24 protein-coding genes are annotated in these 24,815 nt (G+C 49.1%); 9 read left to right on the forward strand and 15 right to left on the reverse strand.

Annotation, left to right across the window (positions count from 1 at the left end; genetic code table 11):
• The first annotated feature begins 106 nt into the window (after nt 1–106).
• Entirely contained in the window at nt 107–514 is a 408-nt protein-coding gene (arfB, locus tag ACFQNF_RS04660; RefSeq protein ID WP_380186485.1) for an alternative ribosome rescue aminoacyl-tRNA hydrolase ArfB, read from the forward strand.
• 46 nt (nt 515–560) lie between these two features.
• Here arfB and tcdA read toward each other — a convergent pair whose 3' ends face one another.
• Both tcdA and phaR read right to left on the reverse strand, forming a co-directional pair.
• Complete coding sequence (tcdA, locus tag ACFQNF_RS04665; protein ID WP_465262203.1) at nt 561–1,358, reverse strand: tRNA cyclic N6-threonylcarbamoyladenosine(37) synthase TcdA; 798 nt, start codon at nt 1,356–1,358, stop codon at nt 561–563.
• Between the two features lie 89 nt (nt 1,359–1,447).
• The gene (gene phaR, locus ACFQNF_RS04670; RefSeq protein WP_380186486.1) at nt 1,448–2,113 is read right to left on the reverse strand and encodes a polyhydroxyalkanoate synthesis repressor PhaR; all 666 of its coding nucleotides are present in this window, start codon (nt 2,111–2,113) and stop codon (nt 1,448–1,450) included.
• 212 nt (nt 2,114–2,325) lie between these two features.
• Here phaR and ACFQNF_RS04675 point away from each other — a divergent pair, with 212 nt between their 5' ends.
• Both ACFQNF_RS04675 and ACFQNF_RS04680 read left to right on the forward strand, forming a co-directional pair.
• A complete protein-coding gene (locus ACFQNF_RS04675) occupies nt 2,326–2,898 on the forward strand; it encodes a phasin family protein (protein ID WP_380186487.1) in 573 nt (190 codons plus the stop codon).
• Nucleotides 2,899–3,576: 678 nt separating this feature from the next.
• Entirely contained in the window at nt 3,577–3,861 is a 285-nt protein-coding gene (locus ACFQNF_RS04680; protein ID WP_380186488.1) for a hypothetical protein, read from the forward strand.
• A gap of 11 nt (nt 3,862–3,872) precedes the next feature.
• Here ACFQNF_RS04680 and ACFQNF_RS04685 read toward each other — a convergent pair whose 3' ends face one another.
• The gene (locus tag ACFQNF_RS04685; RefSeq protein WP_380186489.1) at nt 3,873–5,636 is read right to left on the reverse strand and encodes an ABCB family ABC transporter ATP-binding protein/permease; all 1,764 of its coding nucleotides are present in this window, start codon (nt 5,634–5,636) and stop codon (nt 3,873–3,875) included.
• An 85-nt stretch (nt 5,637–5,721) separates the two neighbouring features.
• Nucleotides 5,722–6,105 (reverse strand): Co2+/Mg2+ efflux protein ApaG, encoded by a 384-nt coding sequence (apaG, locus tag ACFQNF_RS04690; RefSeq protein ID WP_380186490.1) that lies wholly within the window; start codon nt 6,103–6,105, stop codon nt 5,722–5,724.
• A gap of 108 nt (nt 6,106–6,213) precedes the next feature.
• On the opposite strand from apaG, the gene rpe reads away from it, so the two are divergent.
• The 3 genes from rpe to ACFQNF_RS04705 are packed head-to-tail and all read left to right on the forward strand — an operon-like array spanning nt 6,214 to nt 7,909.
• Complete coding sequence (gene rpe, locus ACFQNF_RS04695) at nt 6,214–6,897, forward strand: ribulose-phosphate 3-epimerase (protein WP_380186491.1); 684 nt, start codon at nt 6,214–6,216, stop codon at nt 6,895–6,897.
• The gene (gene arsC, locus ACFQNF_RS04700; RefSeq protein WP_380186493.1) at nt 6,894–7,244 is read left to right on the forward strand and encodes an arsenate reductase (glutaredoxin); all 351 of its coding nucleotides are present in this window, start codon (nt 6,894–6,896) and stop codon (nt 7,242–7,244) included. Before rpe ends, arsC begins: the two co-directional genes overlap by 4 nt.
• Nucleotides 7,241–7,909: a phosphoglycolate phosphatase gene (locus ACFQNF_RS04705; RefSeq protein ID WP_380186494.1), complete on the forward strand. Its 669-nt coding sequence runs from the start codon at nt 7,241–7,243 to the stop codon at nt 7,907–7,909. The genes arsC and ACFQNF_RS04705 overlap by 4 nt, the downstream gene beginning before the upstream one ends.
• Before the next feature lie 65 nt (nt 7,910–7,974).
• Here ACFQNF_RS04705 and ACFQNF_RS04710 read toward each other — a convergent pair whose 3' ends face one another.
• From ACFQNF_RS04710 to ACFQNF_RS04745, 8 genes are all read right to left on the reverse strand, one after another.
• On the reverse strand, nt 7,975–8,475 hold the full coding sequence (locus tag ACFQNF_RS04710; protein WP_380186496.1) for a dihydrofolate reductase: 501 nt from the start codon (nt 8,473–8,475) through the stop codon (nt 7,975–7,977).
• Between the two features lie 137 nt (nt 8,476–8,612).
• Entirely contained in the window at nt 8,613–9,434 is an 822-nt protein-coding gene (locus tag ACFQNF_RS04715; protein ID WP_380186497.1) for a thymidylate synthase, read from the reverse strand.
• A gap of 51 nt (nt 9,435–9,485) precedes the next feature.
• Nucleotides 9,486–11,540 carry a sensor histidine kinase gene (locus ACFQNF_RS04720; protein ID WP_380186498.1) on the reverse strand — a complete coding sequence of 685 codons (2,055 nt, stop codon included), beginning with the start codon at nt 11,538–11,540 and terminating at the stop codon, nt 9,486–9,488.
• A gap of 56 nt (nt 11,541–11,596) precedes the next feature.
• Entirely contained in the window at nt 11,597–12,082 is a 486-nt protein-coding gene (gene greB / locus ACFQNF_RS04725; RefSeq protein ID WP_380186568.1) for a transcription elongation factor GreB, read from the reverse strand.
• 97 nt (nt 12,083–12,179) lie between these two features.
• Nucleotides 12,180–13,610 carry a 23S rRNA pseudouridine(2605) synthase RluB gene (gene rluB, locus ACFQNF_RS04730; RefSeq protein WP_380186499.1) on the reverse strand — a complete coding sequence of 477 codons (1,431 nt, stop codon included), beginning with the start codon at nt 13,608–13,610 and terminating at the stop codon, nt 12,180–12,182.
• Nucleotides 13,611–13,826: 216 nt separating this feature from the next.
• Nucleotides 13,827–14,273 carry a hypothetical protein gene (locus ACFQNF_RS04735; protein ID WP_380186500.1) on the reverse strand — a complete coding sequence of 149 codons (447 nt, stop codon included), beginning with the start codon at nt 14,271–14,273 and terminating at the stop codon, nt 13,827–13,829.
• A gap of 291 nt (nt 14,274–14,564) precedes the next feature.
• On the reverse strand, nt 14,565–17,129 hold the full coding sequence (mutS, locus tag ACFQNF_RS04740) for a DNA mismatch repair protein MutS (protein ID WP_380186502.1): 2,565 nt from the start codon (nt 17,127–17,129) through the stop codon (nt 14,565–14,567).
• A 175-nt stretch (nt 17,130–17,304) separates the two neighbouring features.
• Nucleotides 17,305–18,087 carry an inositol monophosphatase family protein gene (locus ACFQNF_RS04745; RefSeq protein ID WP_046350063.1) on the reverse strand — a complete coding sequence of 261 codons (783 nt, stop codon included), beginning with the start codon at nt 18,085–18,087 and terminating at the stop codon, nt 17,305–17,307.
• Nucleotides 18,088–18,286: 199 nt separating this feature from the next.
• On the opposite strand from ACFQNF_RS04745, the gene ACFQNF_RS04750 reads away from it, so the two are divergent.
• The gene (locus ACFQNF_RS04750) at nt 18,287–19,057 is read left to right on the forward strand and encodes an RNA methyltransferase (protein ID WP_380186504.1); all 771 of its coding nucleotides are present in this window, start codon (nt 18,287–18,289) and stop codon (nt 19,055–19,057) included.
• Between the two features lie 85 nt (nt 19,058–19,142).
• Here ACFQNF_RS04750 and ACFQNF_RS04755 read toward each other — a convergent pair whose 3' ends face one another.
• Nucleotides 19,143–19,964 (reverse strand): sulfurtransferase, encoded by an 822-nt coding sequence (locus ACFQNF_RS04755; protein ID WP_380186506.1) that lies wholly within the window; start codon nt 19,962–19,964, stop codon nt 19,143–19,145.
• A 72-nt stretch (nt 19,965–20,036) separates the two neighbouring features.
• Nucleotides 20,037–20,612: a dCTP deaminase gene (dcd, locus tag ACFQNF_RS04760; protein WP_046350061.1), complete on the reverse strand. Its 576-nt coding sequence runs from the start codon at nt 20,610–20,612 to the stop codon at nt 20,037–20,039.
• Between the two features lie 93 nt (nt 20,613–20,705).
• Here dcd and ACFQNF_RS04765 point away from each other — a divergent pair, with 93 nt between their 5' ends.
• Both ACFQNF_RS04765 and ACFQNF_RS04770 read left to right on the forward strand, forming a co-directional pair.
• Nucleotides 20,706–21,161: a peroxiredoxin gene (locus tag ACFQNF_RS04765; RefSeq protein ID WP_380186508.1), complete on the forward strand. Its 456-nt coding sequence runs from the start codon at nt 20,706–20,708 to the stop codon at nt 21,159–21,161.
• Between the two features lie 102 nt (nt 21,162–21,263).
• The gene (locus ACFQNF_RS04770) at nt 21,264–22,673 is read left to right on the forward strand and encodes a PhoH family protein (RefSeq protein WP_380186510.1); all 1,410 of its coding nucleotides are present in this window, start codon (nt 21,264–21,266) and stop codon (nt 22,671–22,673) included.
• A gap of 562 nt (nt 22,674–23,235) precedes the next feature.
• On the opposite strand, the gene ACFQNF_RS04775 is transcribed toward ACFQNF_RS04770, so the two are convergent.
• Nucleotides 23,236–24,741 carry an AMP nucleosidase gene (locus ACFQNF_RS04775; protein ID WP_380186512.1) on the reverse strand — a complete coding sequence of 502 codons (1,506 nt, stop codon included), beginning with the start codon at nt 24,739–24,741 and terminating at the stop codon, nt 23,236–23,238.
• Nucleotides 24,742–24,815 lie beyond the last annotated feature (74 nt).

Raw genomic sequence — 24,815 nt, forward strand, 5'->3', positions numbered from 1 at the left:
ACAAGTGCGTTGCTTCTTTTGAGTTACCGAAAACCAAGTATTTCCCTGCTCGCGCCCTTGTTTTTTCATGGCCTAAGCTTTCGTTTTTTATGAGTAGTCATTCAATATGCTGACAATCCGTTTTAACATTCCCGAAGCCGAGATGGAGTTCTCAGCGATCCGTGCTCAAGGCTCGGGAGGGCAGAATGTGAACAAGGTATCGAGTGCAGTGCATTTGCGCTTTGATATCACAGCCTCATCCCTGCCCTTACCACTGAAAGAGCGGCTGCTGGCGCTTGGCGATCAGCGGATTAATAAAGAAGGCGTGGTGGTGATTAAGGCGCAGCAATACCGCAGCCAGGAGCAAAACCGCGCCGATGGTATTTTGCGTTTATTTGAATTAGTCGAAAGCGTCGCAACCGTCGCCGCCCCACGCAAAGCCACCCGCCCCACCAAGGGCTCGCAAACAAGGCGGCTAGATAGTAAAAATAAGCGGGGAAGTATTAAGGCCTTGCGGGGCAAGGTGAGTGATTAGGCGACTTGTTCCTTATCTGCATCAACTTGGCGATGCGCCTCGCTTTTTATTCTGCGGCCACGACAACGGTCTTGGCTAAATGCTTTAACACCTGCGCCGCAGCCACAAAGCCAAAGCAACCTGTTACCGCCACAGAGGCACCGAAGCCGCCTTCGCACCCTAAACCTAGTGCTGCTTCGCTACTGTCAGGTTTTTGACCACATACGCTGCCATCAGGCTGAGGGTAAACGAGCTGCTCGGTGGAATACACGCATTCCACGCCCATTTTTTTGCCCTGCTGAGCAAAGCCATATTCGCGGCGCAGGATCGAGCGCACTTTAGATGCCAGCGGGTCATTAATGGTTTTGGATAAATCGACGACGGCAATTTGTGTCGGATCCGTTTGCCCGCCCGCGCCACCGGTCGTCACCAGGCGAATTTTGCGACGTTTGCACCAAGCAATCATCGCCGCCTTGGTTTTAACCGAATCAATCGCATCAATAATCGCATCAAAGCCTCGGCCTAATGTTTCTTCAAAATTATCAATACTGACAAAATCTTCAATCCTATCCACGACGCATTCTGGATTAATCTGGGCAATTCGCTCCGCCAGTGCCGCCACTTTCATTCGCCCATAATTGCCTTCCAGCGCAGGCAGTTGACGATTGGTATTGGATACACAGATATCATCCAAATCAATCAGCGTGATACGGCCAATGCCCGAGCGCGCCAAGGCCTCTGCAGCCCAGGAGCCCACACCACCCACACCAACCACACAAACATGAGCCTGCCGGAAGCGCTCTAATGCGGGCAATCCATACAAACGGCCAATACCGCCAAAACGACGTTCAAAAGAAGTATCCAAAATTCAGCCTTTTACATAACAGCCGCTATTTTACCTGAGCCAAATACAAAAGCGCCCCTCAGGGCGCTCTTTAAATCGGATAAATAAGTTTAGCCTTTAGTTGCACGCCGCCGTGGAGCGGGCTTACTGACGGCAACTTCAGGCTCGGGCTGCTCTTTTGAAGCGGGCGGATCAGTCGGTTGTAATTCATCTTCAGATAAAACCGAACCTTCTTTTCCATAACCGGGCATTCCCATGCCTGTGAATAAATGTCGGGCGCGATCTTGTAACTGTTGCTGCATATCCACAAACATCGAGGTACTGCTTTCAAGGTAATTATTCATCATGCTTTGCATACCAGGGCCCTGAAACTTCATAAAGTCGCCCCAAAGGTTAGCATTCGAAAGCATTGGGTTTTCACCCGTCATCACCGACTTAGCCTGCGTCTGTAAGCGACCTTGCATTTCTGCAAACAATTGCATGTTTTTATCTAGGTAATTCCCCATCACACCTTGCATGGCGTTTCCGTAGAACCTAATGATTTGCGTCAGCACATCATAAGAAAACATAGGCATTCCGCCAGCTTCCTCTTCCATAATGACTTGTAGCAGCACACTGCGGGTGATGTCTTCTCCCCCTTTAGCATCCACGATCTGGATATCAATATTATCCAAAACCAGCTGTTTCACATCCACAAGCGTGATGTAACAGCTGGTGGCCGTGTCATACAGACGGCGATTCGGATACTTCTTGATCACGCGTTTTTCCACGCTCATTTTGCTGCCTCGTGTGTATATATAATTGTTGTGGGATGAGGATAGTCTGGACTATCTTTTCATGCAACATGTTGCGATGCACAATTTATTTGACAAGCGAATAATCCTCTTCCAGAATAAGCGCTGATTGTGCACTGCATCATAACTATGACGGCGTACAACTCGTTGGCAATACTTTAAATTAAACTGATCAACAGAAAGGATCCTTGAAAATGACTACTGCACAACAACAATTCTCCGCGTTCGCTACCGAGCAAGTTGAAGTGGCATTGCGTTTCGCACGCATTTCCATTGATTCTGCCGAACGGATCATGAAGCTGCAAGTTGAAATCGCAAAGAACAATCTTGAAACTGGTGCAAAAAACGCAAATGCACTGGTTGCAGTTAAAGACGCACAAGAAGCACTGACACTACGTCAGAAGCTCACAGAAGCATCTATCGAACAAGCAACTAACTATTCCCGCAGCCTGTATGAAATCACTTCGCAAGCACAAGCTGAAACATCGCAACTGATTGAAGAGCGCACAACGGCTTTTAACAAGCACGTTGTATCTGGCTTAGATCAATTTGTTAAATCAGCACCTGCGGGCACTGATGTTGCTGTTGCTGCTGTGAAATCAACCTTGCAAGCAACTGCAGCTGCGGTAGACAGCTTAACTAAAGCGGCTAAGCAAGTTGCTGATTTTGCAGATGCTTCAGTAAAAGCAGCAGGTACTGCCACTGCTGATGCAGTAAAAACCGCAGCAAAGAAAACCAACGGCGCAAGCAGCAGCGCTGCTGCTTAATTTGCTACGCTTTACCGTGTATTAATTGATACACGGACGATACAAAAGCCACGATTTTGATCGTGGCTTTTTTTGCATTTTAGAGCATCAAGCTTCACCCCGGATAAATAGCTAAAGCGCAAAACAGGGGATGTTTCAAGACCTTGCGCGCCACACACAAATGACAATCAATTAATTTCTTACGAAAAAGAAAGCATTTCTTTCAACAAATAGGATACAAAAACCGATGTTTTTTTGGTTTTTTTACCAAGAAAGACATTGAGTTGATGCAGTAAGTGAAAGAGCCTTATACAATCGCCCCCAATTTAAAGGAACAGCTCAGATTAAAACTCTACTGTTCAATGATGGGCAATATGCTCATACTAAGGACATCAAAAGTCCCCTTGATAGACGTCAGCATTGCATCCGCCAGCCCTAATCAACCTTTTGATCAATCCTTGCTAAAAAAAATTCCAAAATGAGCGCTTAGCGCTTATATATAAATGAATCACCCGCAGCTCATCATAGCCAGCCAAGTACCAGCCCGTTTAATGCGCTATTTTTAGCTACATTGTTTTCAATTCGCCATCGCAAGAAAACCCAAGATCAAAAGGCAAGCTCCTTTCATTTCCGATCTTTTATTCGATGCTTCTAAAGCCGATCTTTTTTGCGTATAGCACTACAAAGGCATTCAGTAATTTGAAAGACTTAAATCAGAAGAAAGTTCTTCCACACCCATCTGTTCTTTTCTACAGCCCCGACGAAGAACGTCCAGAACCAGAAGCCTGGCATGTCATGCGCCAAACGGATGAATCCGCCCTGGCAAAAAAACTGGCCCGCCAACAACTAAGGCGTGAAGTATGGGAAAAAATCAGCAGCAGAGCCGTTCAACTCTCCCTCGATGCTGATGATTTATATGAATGGGTGGTAGAACAAGCGGCACTTAAAACGCAAACCTCACAATTCCCTTGGTCTACGTTTTAAGTTTTATTTAATTAAACGATTTCTTCATCGCCCTGCTGTAGCTGCCACATGCGTGCATAGTTTGCTCCCAGCTCCAATAGATCACGATGTCGGCCCCGCTCTATGATAAGCCCTTGCTCCATCACAAGGATCTCATCAGCATCCGCCACTGTGGATAAACGATGGGCCACAATTAAAGTTGTGCGATTGGCTGAAATTTCCTTAAGCTCAGCCTGAATAGCTTTTTCTGTGCGCGAATCAAGTGCTGAAGTTGCTTCATCAAAAATTAAAATAGGCGGGTTTTTTAGAATAGTGCGTGCAATAGCCACACGCTGTTTTTCCCCGCCCGATAATTTAAGCCCACGCTCACCCACTAAGGTTTCAAAGCCCTCTGGCAAAGATTGAATAAACTCGTAAATATGCGCTGATTTTGCCGCTTGGATCACCTCGTCCCGCGTGGCATCGGGTTTACCGTAGGCGATATTGTAATAAATGTTATCGTTAAACAGCACCGTATCTTGCGGCACAATGCCAATATGCGCTCGTAAACTCACTTGATTAAGCTGGCGTAAATCCACACCATTAATAGTAATACAGCCTTGGCTCACATCATAAAAGCGATAAAGCAAGCGAGATAAAGTCGATTTACCTGCTCCTGAGCTGCCGACCACCGCCACTGTTTTACCCGCTGGAATCTCGAAATCCACATGGTGCAGGATTTGCCGGTTTGCCTCATAAGAGAAATCAACCTGCTTAAAATGAATAGAGACTGAATTCGTAGCAAGAACAATGGCCTTATCTGTATCTTTTACTTCTGCGCTTTGCCCCATTAAAGTAAACATCTTTTCCATATCGGCTAAAGAATGTTTGATTTCACGATAAACAAAACCTAAGAAATTAAGCGGCGCATACAGCTGCAAAAGAAAAGCATTCACTAAAACCAAATCACCCAATGTCATGGTGCCTTTTACTACGCCATCCGCAGCCAGCCCCACTAAGAGCGTGACACCAAAAGCAATAATAATCGCTTGCCCTGCATTTAAAAATGAAAGTGAAACCTGATTTTTAACCGCAGCCTCTTCCCATACCTTAAGGCTGGCATCATAACGAGCCGCTTCCCAGCGCTCATTATTAAAATATTTAACCGTTTCATAGTTTAGTAAGCTATCTACTGCACGCGTATTGGCCTTTGAATCCATATCATTCATAGTGCGGCGAAAGCTCATCCGCCATTCGGTAATGCCCAGCGTAAATGCGATATATAAAACAATCGTGCCAAACGTAATCAGCGAAAACAAAATATCGTATTTTTTTAATAAAATACCGGCAACCAGCAAAATCTCAACCAAGGTGGGCAAGATATTAAAAAGAGTAAAGTTAAGTAAAAATGAAATGCCCTTGGTACCGCGATCGATATCCCGGCTCATCCCGCCTGTTTGCCGCTCCAGATGAAAACGCAAACTAAGGCGGTGCAAATGCTCAAACACCTGCATGGCTACTTTACGGATAGCACCCTGCGTCACCTTGGCAAACACGGCATCGCGCATTTCGCCAAAAACAGAAGCACAGAGGCGCAGCGCACCATAGCTCAGCACCAGACTAAGCGGCAGCACTAATGGCATGTGCTTAGGATCTAAGCTATCGACAATGTCTTTTAAAATCAGAGGGACAGAAACATTGGCAAATTTAGCCAGAATAAGCAGCGATAACGCCAAAATAACACGGTTCTTATACTGCCAAAGATAAGGCAGCAGCGTAGACAGTGTCTGCCAATCGTTGCGGCGGGTTTCGCTCATGAAAATCCATTAATAAGTAAAAATAAAAAAGGGCGTTGATCAAGACTCAACGCCCAGCGATGCCACTTACAAGTAGCTACGACAATTAGTGCAAGATACGCGGCATTGCCAAAACAAACGAGGGAATTTCTGCATCAAACTGGCTGCCATCTGCCGCCTGCATTCGATAGTTTCCCTGCATAGAACCCACGGGCGTTGCAATGCTGGCACTGCTCATATATTCAAAATGCTGACCTGGCTCTAACACAGGCTGCTCACCCACCACACCGTCACCTTTCACCTCCTGCACACGGTCTTCCATATCCCGAATCACCCAATGGCGGCTCAATAGCTGCGCCGCAGCGGTACCCGTGTTGGTGATGGTAATGCGGTAGGCAAAAGCATATCGATCAGCGACTTCATCAGATTGCTCTGGAAGATAAAAGGCTTCGGCGTGAACGAGCACGCTATAAACAGGGGAATCACTCATTCTTAGCGGTTCTTTTTGTCATTGATGAAGACAATATTACCAAGCTAGAGGCTATAGAGGTAAGGTATCCGTTAAAATGGGGCATATACACTGACTTTAGAGGCTGTTATGTCAAATTTTCGCATTGCACCCAGCATTCTTGCTGCTGACTTTGCCCGCTTGGGCGAAGAAGTTAAAAATGTGATCGCAGCAGGCGCGGATATGATCCATTTTGATGTCATGGACAATCATTACGTGCCTAACCTCTCTATGGGCCCGATGTTTTGTGAGGCAATCCGCCCTTACACCACTGCTCCGATTGATGTTCATTTAATGGTCAAGCCGGTTGATCGCATCATTCCTGACTTTGCCAAGGCCGGTGCCAACATCATTACCTTTCACCCCGAAGCATCCGAGCATATTGATCGATCCTTGGGGCTGATTAAAGAGCACGGCTGTAAGGCGGGCCTCGTGTTTAATCCTGCCACACCTCTACATTATTTAGATTATGTCATGGATAAAATCGACATGATTTTGCTGATGTCGGTTAACCCGGGCTACGGCGGGCAAAGTTTTATTCCTGGCGTGTTAGCCAAAGCCAAACAAGCGCGCGCACGTATTGATGCTTATACCGCTAAAACAGGCCGTGAAATTTGGCTAGAAATTGATGGTGGCGTAAACACCAACAATATCGCCGAAATTGCCGCCACCGGTGTAGACACCTTTGTTGCTGGCTCGGCTATTTTTGGCAAGCCCGATTACAAGGCCGTGATTGATCAGATGCGCCTTGAGCTAGCCAAGGTTAAGGCATGAAGCTACTGCATAACCCACGCTGCAGCAAAAGTCGTGAAGCCCTTGCAGCGCTGACAGCTAAAGGCCTACAGCCAGAAATTATCAACTACCTCGCTCATCCTCTCGATGAAGCCGCTATTCGTGTTCTGCTTACCCAGCTAAGCATTGCGCCACTGGCGCTCGTTCGTACTAAAGAAGCGCTATGGCAGGAGCAATTTGCTGAAAGCTCTTTAGACGACGATGCCATTATTGCCGCCCTAGCCAAACACCCCAAGCTGATTGAGCGCCCGATTTTAATCCACCAAAATCGTGCCGCCATTGGCAGGCCACTTGAAAATATTCTTACCCTATTGGACACACCCGCATGAGCATCAAAGCCTTTGCTTTTGATTTAGACGGCACCCTTGCCGATTCGATCCCCGATTTGGCCCACGCAGCCAATGCCGCCCGCCGCGACGCGGGCCTTGCCCAGCTTGAAGAAGCACTGATTGAAAGCTATGTAGGCGATGGCACAGAAAGCCTCGTTGCACGTGCGATGGCCGCCGATATGGCCGCCAGTTTCACCGGCACAGCAGCGCAAACAGAAGCGCTTGCCCGCTTTGATCAACATTACCTTGAAGGCCTCACCCTTAAAACCAAGCTCTACCCTAGTGTGGCCAATACGCTAAATGAATTGCACGATTGCGGCTATCGCCTTGCTATTGTGACCAATAAGCCAGAACGCTTTACCTTGCCACTCTTAAAAGAGCTGGGTATTGGCAATGTTTTTGATGTTGTTGTTAGTGGTGATTCACTCGCCACCCGCAAACCCAATGCCGAGCCATTGCAGTATGTAATGGAAAAGCTAGGCGTAAGCGCGGATGAATTCCTTATGGTCGGCGATTCTAAAAACGACATCCTAGCGGCCCGTGCTGCGGGCTGCAAAGTGGCCTTTGTCAGCTACGGCTACGGCGCGGCAGAAACCATCCCAGAAGCCGATGTCACGCTGGCACGCTTTGATGAGCTGATGAATTGGCTGGAAGAGCAGGATTAAGTCATTTAGCAGCCAATAAAAAACCCGCCGTTTTATTAACAGCGGGTTTTTTATTGGGGCAGAGATTAAATCCGTCGATATTCAACATAAGAGAATTCAACGCCCTTGGCGCTTAGCTGAGGCACTCTTGCCACCTCTTGCCATCCAGAGCGATCAAACGCTGGGAAATAAGCGTCACCTTTTGGGTTTAAGCTTACTTCGGTTAAATACAGCGTATTCACCAAGGGCAGCGAACGGGTGTAAATTTCACCGCCGCCGATGATAAATAACTTTTCCAAGTTCGCCTCGGCCGCCGCCGCTAAAGCCGCTTCAACACTTAAGAACGCCCTTGCGCCTACCGCCTGCCATTCTGGATTGCGCGTTACCACCCAATGCGGGCGACCTGGCAAAAGACCTGGCAAGGACTCAAAAGTTTTGCGCCCCATCAGCATGGGCGAGCCCATAGTAAGTGCTTTAAAGTTTTTTAAATCTTCAGGCAAAGACCAAGGCAAACGGTTTTCTATGCCGATTACGCCGTTTTGCCCAACTGCAGCAATAATTGCAATATCCACTTTCATCTCACTCATCTCAACTCAACTCACTAAACTGCAATCGGCGCTTTAATCTCAGGATAAGGGCCATAAGATAAACGGTTCACGATGCCAATCACCCCGTTTTGTCTAATAGCAGCAATAATTGCAATATCCATTGTCATCCCAACTCACTAAACCGCAATCGGCGCTTTAATCCCTGGATAAGGCTCATACGCTTCCAAGGTAAAGTCTTCGTATTCGAAATCAAAAATATCTTTTTTGAGCGGATTAAGTTTAAGCACCGGCAAGGCGCGCGGCGTACGGGATAATTGCTCGTGTACCTGATCTAAGTGATTGCTGTAAATATGGCAATCGCCGCCCGTCCAAACAAAATCGCCTAATTGTAAATCGCAGACCTGCGCCAACATCATCACCAGCATGGCGTAAGAAGCAATATTAAAGGGCACGCCCAAGAAGATATCCGCGCTGCGCTGATAAAGCTGGCAAGAGAGCTTGCCACGCTGATCGAGATCATCTGCTGCGGCTGGGGCCACATAAAACTGGAAAAACGCATGACAAGGCGGCAGCGCCATGTTTTCGATTTCGCCCACATTCCAAGCAGAAACAATAATACGGCGTGAATCAGGATTGTTTTTTAGCTGCTGAACCACTTGGCTGATCTGATCAATATGACGGCCATCGTGCGTGGGCCAGCTACGCCACTGCGAGCCATACACCGGGCCCAGCTCACCATCGGGAGCGGCCCATTCGTTCCAGATTTTAACGCCACGCTCTTGCAACCACTTTACATTGGTCTCGCCACGCAAAAACCACAGCAGCTCGTAAGCAATCGATTTTAAGTGCGTTTTTTTAGTGGTGACCAGCGGGAAACCATCTGCTAGGTTAAAGCGCATCTGATGCCCAAATACGCTAATCGTGCCGGTGCCAGTTCGATCTTCTTTCCTGACGCCGTGGTCTAAAACATGTTGCAAAAGGTCAAGATAGGGACGCATAGCAGTGAACCGAATAATTTTTAAACAGGGGGCGAAGTTTATCAGATCGGCTCAGCTCGAAGAAGGCAGTTCAAGCACAAAGGTCGCCCCGCTTCCAAACTGGCTTTGGCAATAAACACGGCCATGCATCGCCTCAACCAAGCGCTTCACAATCGACAAGCCAAGGCCCGTAGTGTGCTCGCCGCCCGTTGGCAATGCCGAAAGTCGGCTAAACTTCAAAAACAGTTTAGACATCTCATGCGGCGCCACGCCGGGGCCCTGATCTGTCACCATAATGCGTAGCAAAGCCCCTTCTTGCTGGCTGCTTAACATAATCGTACTGCCATATGGTGCGTATTTAGAGGCATTAGAAAGTAAATTATCTAGGATCTGCCATAAAGCTTGCCTGTCTGCCTGCACGGCTGTCCCGCTTATAGAGAGCTGACAAATCTGCTGTTTTGCGGCTAAGCGCTCTTCCCAGCTAGACAATAACTCTTTTAATACATCATTCAAGCAAAGTGATTCAATATGAATTTGCACCGAACCACTTTCTAAAGCCTCATGATCAAGTAAATTACTTAAAATGCATTGCGTGCGATCTGCCAATAAACTAATACCAGAAAGCCTGTCCAGCACCCGCTCTCTTGGCCAGTCATCTAAACGCAGCGCAATTAAATGTGCCATACCCTGAATACTTGCCACTGGGTTTTTTAAGTCGTGAGCCGCAATAGCAAGCAATTCATTTTTCTCGGTATTAAGATGCCTTAATGAATCATTTAAGACTTCTAATTGCCCATTGCGTGTAGCCAGCTCGGCAGTACGAACATCAACTAACGCTTCTAAATGCTGGCGATGCAGCCGAACTGTTTGCGACATATCTAGAAAATTACGTGCCAGATCACCAAGTTCATCATTACGAGTAATATCTAATTCATTACTCGGCTTTCCATCAGCCACGGCATTCATTGCATTTTTAAGCCGCCTTAAAGGTAAGGCTACATCTCTCTTTAATACCCAAGCCATTAAAAACAATTCCAGCACCAAGGCCAGCATTCCCAGTAAAAGCACAACACTGGTGGTTTTAGCTGCTTTATCCTGCAATAGTTGCTTAGGGTATACCGTCACAAACAGCCAGTTGGCCCCCTCAATAGGCGCAACCCCCAGCCAGTTTAATCCGTCTGGTGTCTCTACAAAACGCCGATCACGTGTGGCCGTGAGCGTTGCCTCGTAAATCTCTTTTAATACTGGGTCTTGTTGAACACGATATTGGCCTTTACCCGCATGAATTCTATCCATTTTATCAGGGTGGGCAATAAGCGCCCCTTGTCGTGTCATCGTTATATTATAAGTACCGGGGATATGAACCTTATTATTGCGCTCTATAAGCTGATCTAATAAAACATCTTGCCCCACTCCGCCAATATATTGCCCTAGGTAATCAAGCGGCGTAACCACTGATACCATCCAGTGCAGTGCTTGCCGATCAAAATAAACCCCGGTCCAAAATGTTTTACGTTCTGGGTTTTTAGCGGGCGTTGCACCCAGCTCTACATCCAAATCCATTGCAAAATCAGCAAGGGATCCATTGCGGGCGTAATTTAAATCTGGCAAATACATTAAATTAGCATCCGACACATTTAAATCAATAAAGGTATCATAATAGCGATTTCTAAATGCGGGGCCATATTGGGATAACACTTCATAGCTTAATAATACTTGCCGCATAAAGATTGGTGTTTGTTTGGCCGTCGGCAATAAAGCCACCGTCGCTTTGCGCTCAAAATCATCTTTCTGCACCCGCACTCGCCACAAACCATCTTTATCTTGGGCAAGCAGAGCGTGAAATGCGGTATTGGGATCTTCATCGCCCAATAAAACATAACGGCGTAAAAATTCATCGCGAACAATTTTAGTATTGGCTTCTGCCTGCACAAACAATTCGCTTTCTAATTGGCTGCGGGCAGTGATGTATTGCGCTAGATTAGCCAGCGCTTCTTCTTGAAAAGTGACATAACTCCAGTAATAGCTTAATGCAGAAACAAATACGCCTGCGATGGCAATACGCATGACCATATTGCGAAATACGCGGCGAAACAGACTATCACGGGATTGACGTAAGGGCTCCATGCCAGAAAGATACCGCACACAATGCAATGTGCAAAGTACCAATTCAGCAAAGAGACTTAAAAGTTAGGTAGCTCAGTATCTAGAGCCTGATAGATAACGTCAGTAATCTCTAGCTCTTCTGTGCCTGCGGGAGTACGTAGTAGCACCACATCGCCTTCTCTGGCCTTAATGAGCGCACGGGCAACAGGGGAAGTCCAACTAATATAGTGGCGCTTCATATCCGTCTCATCGACGCCCACAATCGCTACCGTTTCACTGCGACCATCTTCACGCAAATAACTGACTGTTGCGCTAAAGAAAATTTGATCGGTGGCTTCACGTAATTCGGGGTCGATGACTTCGGCTAATTCAAGACGTTTGGTCAAAAAACGAATGCGTCGATCAATCTCGCGCAAACGTCTTTTGCCATAAATATAATCACCATTTTCAGAGCGGTCTCCATTGGAGGCCGCCCAGTTGATCATCAGCGTGAGTTCGGGGCGCTCTTTTTGCACCAGCTGGGCGAATTCTGCTTTCATCTTTCGCCAGCCACCCGGAGTCATATAATTTTTACTCCCAGCCGGAACGCGTAGCTCGGCAGGGATTTCGTCATCATCGGCGTCCGATTCACGAACAAACGCTTTACTCATCGTTTAAAGCCTATTCATCCGCTTGGCGACCGTTAATCTTCAGGCCAGCCCAACGCATAATGCCCAAGATTTCCAGCTCAGTCAGCTCATGGAACTGACCACGACGCAAGCGACCAGGTAAGTTCATTGTGCCAAAACGAATACGAATCAAGCGGCTAACAATCAGACCAAAGTATTCAAACATCCGGCGCACTTCACGGTTGCGGCCTTCTTTCAGAATAATATGATACCAATGATTAAAGCCCTCACCGCCGCGTCTTTCAATACGGGCAAAGCGTGCATTGCCGTCTTCCAGCTCAATACCACTTAGCATGGTGCTCATTTGCTCAGGAGTGAGCTCACCAAACACGCGCACGGCATATTCGCGCTCAACTTCAAAGCTTGGATGCATCATGCGGTTAGCTAATTCACCTGATGTGGTAAACAGCAATAAACCACTGGTGTTGTAATCCAAACGGCCCACAGCAACCCATTTACTGGATTTTAGACGTGGCAAGCGATCAAATACGGTGACACGGCCTTCTGGGTCATCGCGGCTCACCAATTCGCCTTCTTGCTTGTGGTACATCACGATACGCGGCAAACGATCCGGCCACTTCAGCACCACTTTTTTACCATCAAAACGCACATCGTCGCCAAGGCTTACCTTGCTACCCAATGCTGCAATTTTACCGTTAACAGATACTTTACCGGCGGCAATCGCGTCTTCCATAGCACGGCGTGAGCCGTAACCAGTAAAGGCAAGGGCTTTTTGTAAGCGCTCGGCAGGGATTTCTGTAGTGGCAACGCGGCGTTCACGCAATTCTTTTTGCATTTGCAGCTCTTTTACCGAGCCTTGACGCAATTGCATACGGCGAGCGCGGCTCACCGTTTTGTATTTGATTTTACGGCTATCGCTATCAGCAGAGACCAAACCACCCGCAGCCGCAACGGCCTTATAGGCTTCAAATGTTGGGCGCTCTGCCTTACCACCCTGTGGGTTTGGCTTAGAACGAGGAGCGCGGGGGACGCGTGGTGCTTCTGGCTCGGCAGCTACACCGCGGCCGCTACGGCCACCACGACCTGCTACAGGCATGGCTTCAGCAAACCCAGTACTCGCTGGGCGGCCCTTACCACGAGGATTACCATTGGTTTTTACGCCAGTAACAGCCGATTTGCCGTAGGCAGGACTACGCGTCGAGAACGCCTCACCGGAAGCTTGTCCACTGCGTGGTTTTGCACCCGTTGCAGCTGGCTTGTCATAGGCAGGGTTGGTTTTGCCGCCGCGCGACTTTGCACCCGTTACAGCGGGTTTGTCATAGGCAGGATTACGGTTCGTGAACTCTTCACCGGTGGCTTTGCCACCCGTACGTTTACCCGCACCAGCAGCCTGCGCGCTGCGCTCGCTCGCCTTACGTTCTGCTATGGCGGGCTGGGGGCGACGTGATCGGGTGGTTTTCATGTGCGTTTCTTTCCAAAAAAACGAAGGATTATAACCTGAATACGCGTCTTACAGCATATTCATCCCTCACAATAGCAAACCGCCGATAATTTAATCGGCGGCCGCGGGAATTATATTGACAATAAAATATGCTTTCAAACATTAATCAGCACTAAATAAACGCACCCCAAAAGGGTCATTTTAACTGCATTTAAAGACTAGACCAATCCGCTCTGACTACAGCACTGAAAAGAAAGCAACGCAGCCCAAGCTAGTCAAGCCCAGATTAAAGACTTGCCCCTCCAAGCTCTGCCCCGGGGCAAGCTCAGTGCGGCGTAAAATTTCATACATCACTTCGATTTCTTTATACCACTTCAAAAGCCGTGTGTTGTCATTTAAAAAGGCTTCAATCTCGGCCTTTAAAGCATGCTCACCAATAACATGCAACGCGCCAACATTGTCGCCCCTCAATTGCAAAGCAGGAGGAATCGTCACGCCAATCAGGCCTAAGTGTGATTGCAAATCCACGCCAAATCGCTTGAGCTCTGAAGCCGCTTTGGCATTTAACTCCGTTAAAGAAAACCCCTCCTCAGGGGATCCATCCGATAAAAATGAAGCAATCTCAAGCAGGGTACTTCCCTGTAGATCACCACTCACTGCAGCAAGATCAGACACCGTATTCACAGCCACTCCCCATTGGAAAAGCACATTGGCTTAGCAATTAATATTAGCAAACAGCATTGCATTCTAAGCGGTAAAATTTACATTCTTACTAAATTTTTTCGCTTCACTGATTAAAACAGAAAAAATTATACGTAAAAACTCAATTCATCGCCGAAAACCGCTTACAAACGGCAAAAAACCCTCGCGCAAAGTAAGGCTTTCTGATTATAGAAAATCACACGAAAAAACCTAATTTTTTGCGCATGATACTCAAAAGCATTCCCCTTACCCTGCACTGCGTACCCGTTAAAACTAAAGCATCGCGCAAAGACGGTAGAGCAAATCGTGCGCTTCTCTTGCACTTAAGCCATCCGGATCAACCTCAGCCAGTACATCAAGCAAGGGGTGCGATTCTGCCTCCCCATGCAAAATTGGCGCAGTTGCAAATAAATCACCCTGCATGCCGCCTTGCACGCTATTGGATTCTAGCTCGAGTAATTTTTTCCGAGCTTGACGTACAACATCTTTTGGCACACCCGCCAACTGAGCCACCGCCACGCCGTAGCTTTGCGATGCAGGGCCTTCTTGTACGGCATGCAAAAATACGATGCGATCTTTATGCTCAACGGCATCTAAATGCACATTAGCGACGACGGGATAATCCTGCGCCAAACGCGTCAGCTCAAAATAATGTGTAGCAAACAAGGTGTAAGCGCGATTTTTTTCGATTAAGGCTTTCGCAATCGACCAAGCGAGTGCCAAGCCATCAAAAGTAGACGTGCCGCGCCCTACTTCATCCATCAAGACCAAAGAATTTTCTGAGGCATTATTAAGAATATTGGCCGTTTCGGTCATTTCCACCATAAAGGTCGAACGCCCGCCTGCCAGATCATCCGATGCGCCGATGCGGGTAAAGATGCGATCCAGCTTGCCGATGGTGGCACTCTGCGCAGGCACAAAGCTCCCCACATGCGCCAGCAACACAATCAAGGCCACTTGCCGCATATACGTCGATTTACCTCCCATATTAGGGCCGGTAATCAACAGCAGCTTGCGCGCTACCGAGAAATCCACACTATTGGGGATAAAGTCATCGATCTGCGCTTCAACCACTGGATGACGGCCCGCCTCGATATGCAGAAGCTGGCCTTCCACAAATTGTGGCGCAATATAATTACCCCGCTCGGCACGATCGGCAAGGCTAGCCAATACATCGGCCGTCGCCAATGCTTGAGCTGCCAAGCGCAAAGCGCCCAAATAGGGCTGCAAACGCTGTAGCAAATCTTCATAAAGCGCTTTTTCTAAGACCAAGGACCGCTCTTTCGCGCTTAAAGCCTTATCTTCAAACAGTTTTAGCTCGGGCGTAATATAACGCTCAGCGTTTTTCATGGTTTGGCGACGGCGATAATCGTCCGGCACGGCCCCTGCGTAGGAGTTGGTAATTTCAATAAAATAACCCGCAACGCGGTTGTACTCGACCCTTAGCGTAGGAATGCCGGTGCGCTCACGCTCGCGCGCTTCTAGCTCCAGCAAAAACTCACCGCCATGGGTTTGGATGGTACGCAGCTCATCTAGCTCACTACTATAACCATCGGCAATCACCCCGCCTTCACGCAGCACCACAGAAGGCTCAGTCTGAATAGCAGCACTCAGCAAGCTAAGAATTTGCACATCTGGTGACAACGCTTTACCTAGCGACGCAAAGAAATCATCCTGCGGTAATACCGCAATCAAGGCCGGCAGCGCAGCGAGACTATCCCTCAAGCTAGATAAATCACGCGGCCTAGCGCTAGATAAAGCAATACGCGCCGTAATCCGCTCCACGTCGGCCACACAATCCAAGGCCGAATGAATGGGCGCAAAGGATGCTGTTGCCAACAAAGCCGCAATGGCATTTTGCCGCTGCATGATCTTGCTGCTTGACCGAAGCGGATGATGCAGCCAATGGCGCAGCAAGCGCGAACCCATGCCGGTGGCGCATTGATCGAGCAAGGAGAATAAAGTGGGTGAGCTTTCACCGCGAATGGTTTCAGTGATTTCCAGATTACGGCGCGTGGCCGCATCCAGCTCGATATATTGGCTTTGCGACTCACACCGCAGCCCAGCCAACACTGGCAATGCGCCACCCTGTGTGCTGCGAACGTATTCCAGCAGAGCCCCAGCAGGGCCAAGTGCCAGCATGCCGTCACTCACACCAAAGCCTGCTAAATCGTGGGTTTCAAAATGACGGGATAAATTACGCACAGCGGCGGCGATTTCAAACTGCCAAGGTGGCAATTTACGCACCACGGCAGAGCCCTGATCAAACAAGGCCAAGCCCGCATCGTCTGCCACTAGGATTTCGGCGGGGCGCAAACGCTCTAACTCAGAAGCCAGCTTATCTGCCGTGCTATCCATCAGGGCAAAATCACCTGAGGCAAGCGACAGCCATGCCATGCCCATCTTGCCGCGCGAGAAACTCAGCGCCAGCAGGCGGTTTTCAGTTTTAACATCAAGCAAGGCCGTATCGGTCAGCGTGCCGGGCGTGACCACGCGCATCACTTTACGATCAACCGGCCCTTTGCCTGTGACCTCGCCAACCTGCTCACAAATCGCCACCGATTCGCCCATTTTGACGAGGCGTGCCAGGTATTGCTCGGCGGCGTGATAAGGCACACCGGCCATACGAATCGGCTCACCCGCCGTCTGGCCACGGGTTGTTAGCGTGATATCAAGTAATTTGGCTGCACGAACTGCATCATCAAAAAACAATTCATAGAAATCGCCCATGCGATAAAACAATAATTTATCGGGGTGATCGCTCTTTAAACGCAGGTATTGCTGCATAAATGGCGTGTGCGTTGGTTTGGCGCTAGCGCTTGGTTTTTTTTCCGCCATTTTTGTATTCCCTTGCTGAAATATCAATTCAAAAAAACATTTATATATACGGCCGCCATTATCCAATCAGGGCAGCGGCAAGTCCACGAAGGCTAGCGGCAAAATAACCGCCAACCATAAAAAAAGCGCCACCTGAGATGACGCTTTTTTGAAAACACTAAGATAAACGCGCTAATTACTTATTATGCTGACGAATCACCGACAACATCTGGCCAAATACACGCGGCGTGCCGCAAAGAATATCGCCAGATTGCAAGAAGCCTTCTTCGCCATTTAAATCAGTCACCAAACCACCCGCCTCTTGCACCAGCAAGGAGCCAGCAGCGATATCAACTGTTTTAAGATCAAATTCAAAGAAACCATCGTAACGACCGCAAGCCACATAAGCCAGATCCAAGGCGGCAGCGCCCGGACGACGCAAGCCAGCAGATTTTTGCGTCATATCGCGGAAAATATTGATGTAGTTTTCAAGATTATCAAAGCGGGTGTACGGAAAACCAGTGGCAATTAGGCCATCGGTTAATTCACGCACTTTAGAAACGCGGATACGGCGATCATTCAGGTAAGCGCCCACACCACGCGTTGCGGTAAACAAATCATTGCGGCAAGGATCATAAACAACGGCTTGGGTAATCACGCCTTTATGCTCTAGCGCAATCGATACCGCGTACTGAGGAACGCCATGCAAGAAATTGGTCGTGCCATCCAATGGATCAATAATCCATGTGTATTCTGACTGACCACGATTACCCGACTCTTCGGCCATGATGGCATGCGTTGGGTACGCTTCGAGGATGGTATCAATAATCGCTTGTTCAGCAGCGCGGTCTACTTCGGATACAAAGTCGTTATGACCTTTTTTCTCAACGGCTAAATGGTCCAGATTACTGGAAGCACGTTGAATGATAGAAGCAGCACGGCGCGCAGCGCGCACAGCGGTATTGAGCATTGGATGCATGGCGAATTCCTGATTAAAAGTAAAAGATCGACTAACGACTAACGGGGTAGCGCAGCTTAAAAAACGCGACACAGCATGAATCACAGTATATATTCGTGCGAATCAAAATCGCATCCCAAGCCCATCACAGGGCTACCCGATATAAGATTGGCCGCTATTCTACCTGTGCTCTCAAAATGAATAAACAAGTGTTCTCAAAATGACCCAAGAAACCCCTAGTAATTCCTCTACCGAATGCCTCTCCCGTATTCGAGTGGTGCTGTCTCATACCTCCCACCCTGGCAATATCGGCTCCACCGCTCGCGCCATGAAAACCATGGGAATCAACAGGCTTTACCTGATTAATCCTAAGGAATTCCCATCGGACACCGCCACCGCCTTAGCCAGCAATGCCGGCGATGTGCTTAATACCGCTGTCGTCGTCAGCAGCATGGAAGAAGCCTTAGCTGGCACGACTTTGCAAATTGCCCTGACCGCACGCCGCAGAGAACTCGCCCATCCATTACAAACCCCAAGACAGCTTGCGCCAGAAATCATTCAGACCATTCAAGCGGGCCACGATATTGCGCTGGTGTTTGGCACGGAAATGTCTGGGCTAACGATCGACGAAGTGTTGCTTTGTAACCGCATGGCGACCATCCCCACCAATCCGGATTACTCCAGCCTGAATCTAGCGCAAGCCGTGCAAGTATTTGCCTACGAAATCTTCGCTACCCTGGCTGACGATGTGTCCTACCTCGCCGAAAGCCGCGACAGCGCCACGCACGATGCACTGGAACATTTCTTTACGCATCTTGAAGAAACACTGACCACAATTGGTTTTCTTAAACCTGACGCCCCCAAGCGCCTTATGCCCAGAATGCGCCGTATGTTTACCCGCGCCAATTTAGAGCGCGAAGAGGTCGACATCCTGCGCGGCTGGTTACGTGCGACCACCACCACGGAAAGATGGCTGAAGCCCCCGAAATAGTTTGGCTTGTTGGTTACAGCTTTCATAAAAAACGGCTTTGAACTTGAATAGTTCAAAGCCGTTTGGCTTACCATTTTCACAAAAGTCACCAAGCCACAGGTCTTGCCGCATCTGCACACCATTCACTCCAAGATCCCGCATAGAGCTTTGCCCCGCTTAATCCCGCCACTTCTAGCGCCAGTAAATTATGGCAGGCTGTTATGCCTGAGCCGCATTGTTGCACGGTGTGACTTGCGTCCACTCCCGCGAGTAGCGATTGCCATTCGACCTTCAGCACTTCAGCAGATTTAAAACGGCCGTCTTCCTGCAAATTATTCTGAAAAAAGCGGTTGATTGCGCCGGGGATATGCCCACCAAGCGGATCTAACGTTTCACCTTCGCCCATAAAACGGGAAGGAGAACGAGCGTCCACCACCGTAAAAATCGGCAGTTTGATATTCGCCAGCACCTCTTCCACTCCCACCATCAACGCAGGGCGCAGCTCAGTAATAAACCCGACAGCCACTAGTTTTGGCAAGTTTTTGACCAACTCCCCCTGCCAGGCCTTTATTCCGCCATCCAGAACCCGCACCTGATCGTGCCCCAGCCAACGCAGCAGCCACCACAACCTAGATGCATACATGCCACCCTGTGCATCGTAAGCCACCACTCGACTAGACCGACTCACTCCAAAGCTCGCCAATTTATCGGCCAAGACTTGTGGATCAGGCAAAGGATGACGGCCATTCGTCCCTGTTTTAAGCCCAGAAAGATCGTCATCCAGATGCAAGAAATGCGCGCCCGGCAAATGACCCTCTGCATAGGCCAAGCGTCCCGCCTCTGGATTAGTCAGATCATGACGGCAATCGATCAGCAGCACATCGGCCAGTTGTTCCTGTAATTGCAAAGCAGAAATAAGCGGAGTCATCGGCAATCCTTGCGGTATTCATCAAAAAACAGGCCCGTACGGATACGGGCCTGCAGAAAGGAAACGTAAAGCTTAGGTCTTAGGCAGCGTTACGCCACTTTGTCCCTGATATTTACCACCGCGATCGCGGTAGGAGGTTTCGCATACATCATCTGCATCCGCCTCAAAAAACAAGACCTGCGCTACGCCTTCGTTAGCGTAAATTTTGGCAGGTAGCGGCGTGGTGTTAGAGAATTCCAGCGTTACATAGCCCTCCCACTCTGGCTCAAACGGGGTGACATTCACAATAATGCCGCAACGCGCGTAAGTGGATTTACCCAAACACACCGTCAAGGCATTACGCGGAATACGGAAATATTCCACAGTACGCGCCAATGCAAAAGAATTTGGCGGGATAATGCAATATCCCTTACCAGAAACATTCACAAAGCTGCCTTCGTCAAAGTTTTTTGGGTCAACAATGGTTGAGTTAATATTGGTAAAAACCTTAAACTCATCGGCACAGCGAATATCGTAGCCGTAGCTAGAAGTCCCATAAGAAACAATACGTTCGCCATTCACTTCCTTAACTTGGCCGGGTACAAACGGCTCGATCATGCCGTGCTCGCTGGCCATGCGGCGAATCCACTTATCAGATTTGATACTCATTACTGTCACATCCCTATCACATATTTAGCGCTATTGTAGCTGCGGCTCATCTGCCACGCATCTATAATCATCACAACAACGGAGATTCTCTTGATGCCAAACAAGCTTTGTCCAGAATTAAAACTCGCCACCACATCCAATCTGCACTTTGATACCACCGCACTAAAAGGCCAGGCCTTTGTGCTCTATTTCTACCCCAAGGACAGCACCCCCGGCTGCACCACCGAAGGCGGTGATTTTCGCGATCATTATGCCGAATTCCTTGCCGCCCAATGCACCGTTTTCGGCATTTCCAGAGACAGCCTTAAAAGCCACGAAAACTTCAAAGCCAAACAAGAATATCCTTTCGAGCTAGTTTCTGACCCGGAAGAGACAGCTTGCCTCGCTTTTGATGTCATGAAGCAAAAGAAGATGTATGGTAAAGATGTAAGGGGAATTGAGCGAAGTACCTTTGTGATTAACAAGGAAGGAGAAATCGCCAAAGAATGGCGCGGCGTCAAAGTGCCGGGCCATGTAGCAGAAGTACTGGAGTTTGTAAAAACGTTGTAAGTTGAAATGCAGGGCAAGGCAGACTGTTGTTATCAAACACATCATTCTGCACTTGCCACGCGGGCAACAGCACATCCACTCTTCCGTTCCAGGAGTTTCATCATGGCAAGCCGCAAGACAAAAGCCGCGAGTGTCACCAAGCTCTTCGTTCTGGATACCAATGTTTTAATGCACGACCCCACCTCCTTATTCCGTTTTGAGGAGCACGATCTCTTTCTACCGATGATGACTTTAGAAGAGCTCGACAACAACAAGAAAGGCACCTCCGAAGTCGCCCGCAACGCCCGACAAGCCAGCCGTTTCCTGGAAGAACTCATTTCCGGCAAAGAGCTTGATCTGCATGGCGGTGTGTTACTCAATATCGCCAGCAAGGGGCAAGCGCTAGGTCGGCTGTTTATGCAGACCGAAGCCATTACCAGCGTACTACCCGCCCAACTCCCTATGGGCAAGGCCGACAACCAGATTCTGGGCGTCGTCCACCACCTGCAACAAATGCACACCTCCCGCCAAGTGATCTTGGTTTCCAAAGACATCAATATGCGCATCAAGGCGCGGGCGATGGGCTTGGCGGCGGAAGATTACTTTAACGATAAAGTTTTAGAAGATACCGATCTGCTTTACACCGGCATGCGCGAAATCAACCAGAAGTTCTGGGAGCGCAACGGCAAAGATCTGCAAAGCTGGCAAGAAGGCGGCCGCAGCTACTGGAAAATCAAAGGGCCAGATTGCAGCGAGCTTTACGTTAACCAACTGCTTTATCAGGCGGGCGACACGCCTTTATCTGCCCGCGTAGTCAATGTAGAAGGTAAAACAGCACTCATCGAAAGCCTGAAAGACTATAGCCACAACAAAAATGCCATCTGGGGCATCGTCGCCCGCAATCGCGAGCAAAACTTCGCACTCAACCTACTCATGAACCCCGATGTCGATTTTGTCTCGCTCCTTGGGCAGGCAGGCACGGGTAAAACGCTGCTGACACTGGCCGCCAGCCTTGCGCAAACGCTGGAATCCAAGATTTACAGCGAAATCATCATGACCCGCGTCACGGTTCCGGTTGGGGAAGACATCGGCTTCTTGCCCGGCACCGAAGAAGAGAAAATGATGCCGTGGATGGGGGCGCTGGAAGACAATCTAGATGTACTCAACCAATCAGACGCCGAAGCGGGGGACTGGGGCCGCGCCGCCACGCGCGATTTAATCCGCTCACGCATTAAAGTAAAATCGCTCAACTTTATGCGCGGCCGCACCTTCCTCAAGAAATTTCTGATTATCGACGAGGCGCAAAACTTAACCCCCAAGCAAATGAAAACCCTCATCACCCGCGCCGGCCCCGGCACCAAGGTGGTGTGCTTAGGCAACATCAGCCAGATCGATACCCCCTACCTCACCGAAGGCAGCTCGGGACTGACTTATGTGGTCGATCGCTTTAAAACATGGGAGCACTCCGGCCACATCACCCTCACCCGAGGCGAAAGATCCAGATTGGCGGATTACGCGGCAGAGGCTTTGTAGGGTTTTGGTTCTTTGCAAGAATAAGGGTCTGCGCTGGCAGACCCTTTTTTATTGCATATACGAAACGTGGTTCGAGACTATGGCATGGCTTGGTCAGCGCGGGTTGATAAAGCCTTAACCCGCCCTACAAGGCGACGAAAACCCAAATCTTGAACCACGGAGGACACAGAGAACACGGAGTTTCACGGAGAAAACCAGCCGATTTTTATAGGCTGTGCAAGTCGTTTTTCTTGCGCGCCGTTTTTCTGCGCAGAGGCTGAATGCAGTAAACCGTAGGGCGCAATAAGTCTGAGGCTTTATCCAGACGCATTGCGCCGTATCTGTGCAAACCACCTTGCGGCGTAATAAAGCCAAGCAAAAAACGCTTGGCTAGCGCCCTACGAATGACATGATTAAAAAATGGCTGATTGGGACATGACAAAAAACAACTAAAACAACTGGCTTCGAAAGTGAAAATTCGGGGTGTAAAAAATAATACAAAGCCGGTGCCGAGAGAATCTGGCACCGGCTTTGTCTCTCAATGGCGCACTACGCTTCGCTTTGAGTGCGCCCTACGGAACGCTTACTGGAATGCGACTTCGGCAAAGCTTCTTAGCTTACGACTATGCAGCTGGCCTTCGCCTTGATCGCGCAGCAGCTCCATTGCTCTGATGCCAATCCGTAAATGCTGATCGACCCGCTCGCGGTAGAAGTGGTTGGCCATGCCGGGGAGTTTGATTTCGCCGTGCAGCGGTTTATCACTCACGCAAAGCAAAGTACCGTAAGGCACACGGAATCTGAAGCCGTTGGCAGCGATGGTGGCGCTTTCCATATCCAGCGCAATGGCACGACTTTGGCTAAAGCGTCTTTGCGGGCGATTATCGGGAAGCAGCTCCCAATTGCGGTTATCGGTGCTGGCCACGGTGCCGGTGCGCATAATGCGTTTGAGCTCGGCCCCTTTCATTTCGGTGATTTGCGATACGGCGGCTTCCAAAGCGAGCTGGATTTCTGCCAGAGCGGGCACCGGCACCCAGAGTGGCAAATCTTCGTCGAGCACATGATCTTCGCGCACATAGCCATGCGCCAGTACGTAATCGCCCATTTGCTGCGAATTCCGCAGGCCCGCGCAATGGCCGAGCATAATCCACGCATGGGGGCGCAAGACGGCGATATGGTCGGTAATGGTCTTGGCATTAGCGGGGCCAACGCCGATATTTACCATGCTAATACCGGTGTTGTCTGCCCGAATCAAATGATAGGCTGGCATTTGTGGCAGGCGCGGTGGCGCTGCACCCAGCGCATCAATTACCTCGGCACTCAAGCCAACACGGCGGGTAATGACATTGCCCGGCTCTACAAAGGCAATATATTCGCTTGAGGGGTCTTCCATGCATTCATGGCCAAGGCGCACAAACTCATCGATATAGAACTGGTAATTGGTGAACAGCACAAAATTCTGAAAATGCTCGGGCACGGTGCCCGTGTAATGACGCAAGCGGTGCAGGGAGTAATCCACCCGCGCTGCAGTAAACAAAGACAGCGGCTCCGGCTCGCCCGGCTTAGGCTCGTAAGTGCCGTTGGCAATGCCATCATCCATCGCGGATAAATCCGGCAAATCAAACATATCGCGCATCAGTTGGCGGCGCTCGGCCGTGAGCGTGCCTTCAATATGATCGTGCTCGGCAAAAGAGAAATGCACCGGCATGGGCTGGGTGCTCACGCCGATTTCCAGCTCGTTCTGATGACTTTGTAAGAGCAGAGTAAATTGTTCAAGATAATATCTATCGTAAAGATCAGGGCGGGTTAAGGTGGTTTCAAAGCTGCCCGGCCCCGCCACAAAGCCATAGCTTAAATGCGCACTTTCATTAGTGAGCCTAGCTACGGTATCGGTTTGAATTCTTACAAATGGATAATAGGCACGAACATGGCCGGGTAAGGTTTCCCCAGTCACAAAACGCTGCATCGCCTCGCGCAAATGCGCCACACTGCTTTCATAAATCAAGCGCACTTGGGCAAGGGCATCGCGTGGATCGGTATGACGGGTCGGTGCAATAAATTCAGGTAGATAAGGCATACGTCGACGGCTCATTGGGGCGTCTCCAGCTTTTTTTCATTGAAAGTACCAGACGAACAAATCTTTCTAGTCGCTCTATTCTACTTTTA

It is taken from the genome of Iodobacter arcticus, from assembly GCF_042664895.1.
GTDB lineage: Bacteria > Pseudomonadota > Gammaproteobacteria > Burkholderiales > Chitinibacteraceae > Iodobacter > Iodobacter arcticus.

What these genes read in the sequence shown, in the direction of transcription:
- arfB (WP_380186485.1), top strand. Translation starts at nt 107, where the DNA reads ATGCTGACAATCCGTTTTAACATTCCCGAAGCCGAGATGGAGTTCTCA.
- phaR (WP_380186486.1), bottom strand. Translation starts at nt 2,113, where the DNA reads ATGAGCGTGGAAAAACGCGTGATCAAGAAGTATCCGAATCGCCGTCTG.
- ACFQNF_RS04675 (WP_380186487.1), top strand. Translation starts at nt 2,326, where the DNA reads ATGACTACTGCACAACAACAATTCTCCGCGTTCGCTACCGAGCAAGTT.
- ACFQNF_RS04685 (WP_380186489.1), bottom strand. Translation starts at nt 5,636, where the DNA reads ATGAGCGAAACCCGCCGCAACGATTGGCAGACACTGTCTACGCTGCTG.
- apaG (WP_380186490.1), bottom strand. Translation starts at nt 6,105, where the DNA reads ATGAGTGATTCCCCTGTTTATAGCGTGCTCGTTCACGCCGAAGCCTTT.
- rpe (WP_380186491.1), top strand. Translation starts at nt 6,214, where the DNA reads ATGTCAAATTTTCGCATTGCACCCAGCATTCTTGCTGCTGACTTTGCC.
- arsC (WP_380186493.1), top strand. Translation starts at nt 6,894, where the DNA reads ATGAAGCTACTGCATAACCCACGCTGCAGCAAAAGTCGTGAAGCCCTT.
- ACFQNF_RS04705 (WP_380186494.1), top strand. Translation starts at nt 7,241, where the DNA reads ATGAGCATCAAAGCCTTTGCTTTTGATTTAGACGGCACCCTTGCCGAT.
- ACFQNF_RS04710 (WP_380186496.1), bottom strand. Translation starts at nt 8,475, where the DNA reads ATGAGTGAGATGAAAGTGGATATTGCAATTATTGCTGCAGTTGGGCAA.
- ACFQNF_RS04715 (WP_380186497.1), bottom strand. Translation starts at nt 9,434, where the DNA reads ATGCGTCCCTATCTTGACCTTTTGCAACATGTTTTAGACCACGGCGTC.
- ACFQNF_RS04720 (WP_380186498.1), bottom strand. Translation starts at nt 11,540, where the DNA reads ATGGAGCCCTTACGTCAATCCCGTGATAGTCTGTTTCGCCGCGTATTT.
- greB (WP_380186568.1), bottom strand. Translation starts at nt 12,082, where the DNA reads ATGACTCCGGGTGGCTGGCGAAAGATGAAAGCAGAATTCGCCCAGCTG.
- rluB (WP_380186499.1), bottom strand. Translation starts at nt 13,610, where the DNA reads ATGAAAACCACCCGATCACGTCGCCCCCAGCCCGCCATAGCAGAACGT.
- mutS (WP_380186502.1), bottom strand. Translation starts at nt 17,129, where the DNA reads ATGGCGGAAAAAAAACCAAGCGCTAGCGCCAAACCAACGCACACGCCA.
- ACFQNF_RS04745 (WP_046350063.1), bottom strand. Translation starts at nt 18,087, where the DNA reads ATGCATCCAATGCTCAATACCGCTGTGCGCGCTGCGCGCCGTGCTGCT.
- ACFQNF_RS04750 (WP_380186504.1), top strand. Translation starts at nt 18,287, where the DNA reads ATGACCCAAGAAACCCCTAGTAATTCCTCTACCGAATGCCTCTCCCGT.
- ACFQNF_RS04755 (WP_380186506.1), bottom strand. Translation starts at nt 19,964, where the DNA reads ATGACTCCGCTTATTTCTGCTTTGCAATTACAGGAACAACTGGCCGAT.
- dcd (WP_046350061.1), bottom strand. Translation starts at nt 20,612, where the DNA reads ATGAGTATCAAATCTGATAAGTGGATTCGCCGCATGGCCAGCGAGCAC.
- ACFQNF_RS04765 (WP_380186508.1), top strand. Translation starts at nt 20,706, where the DNA reads ATGCCAAACAAGCTTTGTCCAGAATTAAAACTCGCCACCACATCCAAT.
- ACFQNF_RS04770 (WP_380186510.1), top strand. Translation starts at nt 21,264, where the DNA reads ATGGCAAGCCGCAAGACAAAAGCCGCGAGTGTCACCAAGCTCTTCGTT.
- ACFQNF_RS04775 (WP_380186512.1), bottom strand. Translation starts at nt 24,741, where the DNA reads ATGAGCCGTCGACGTATGCCTTATCTACCTGAATTTATTGCACCGACC.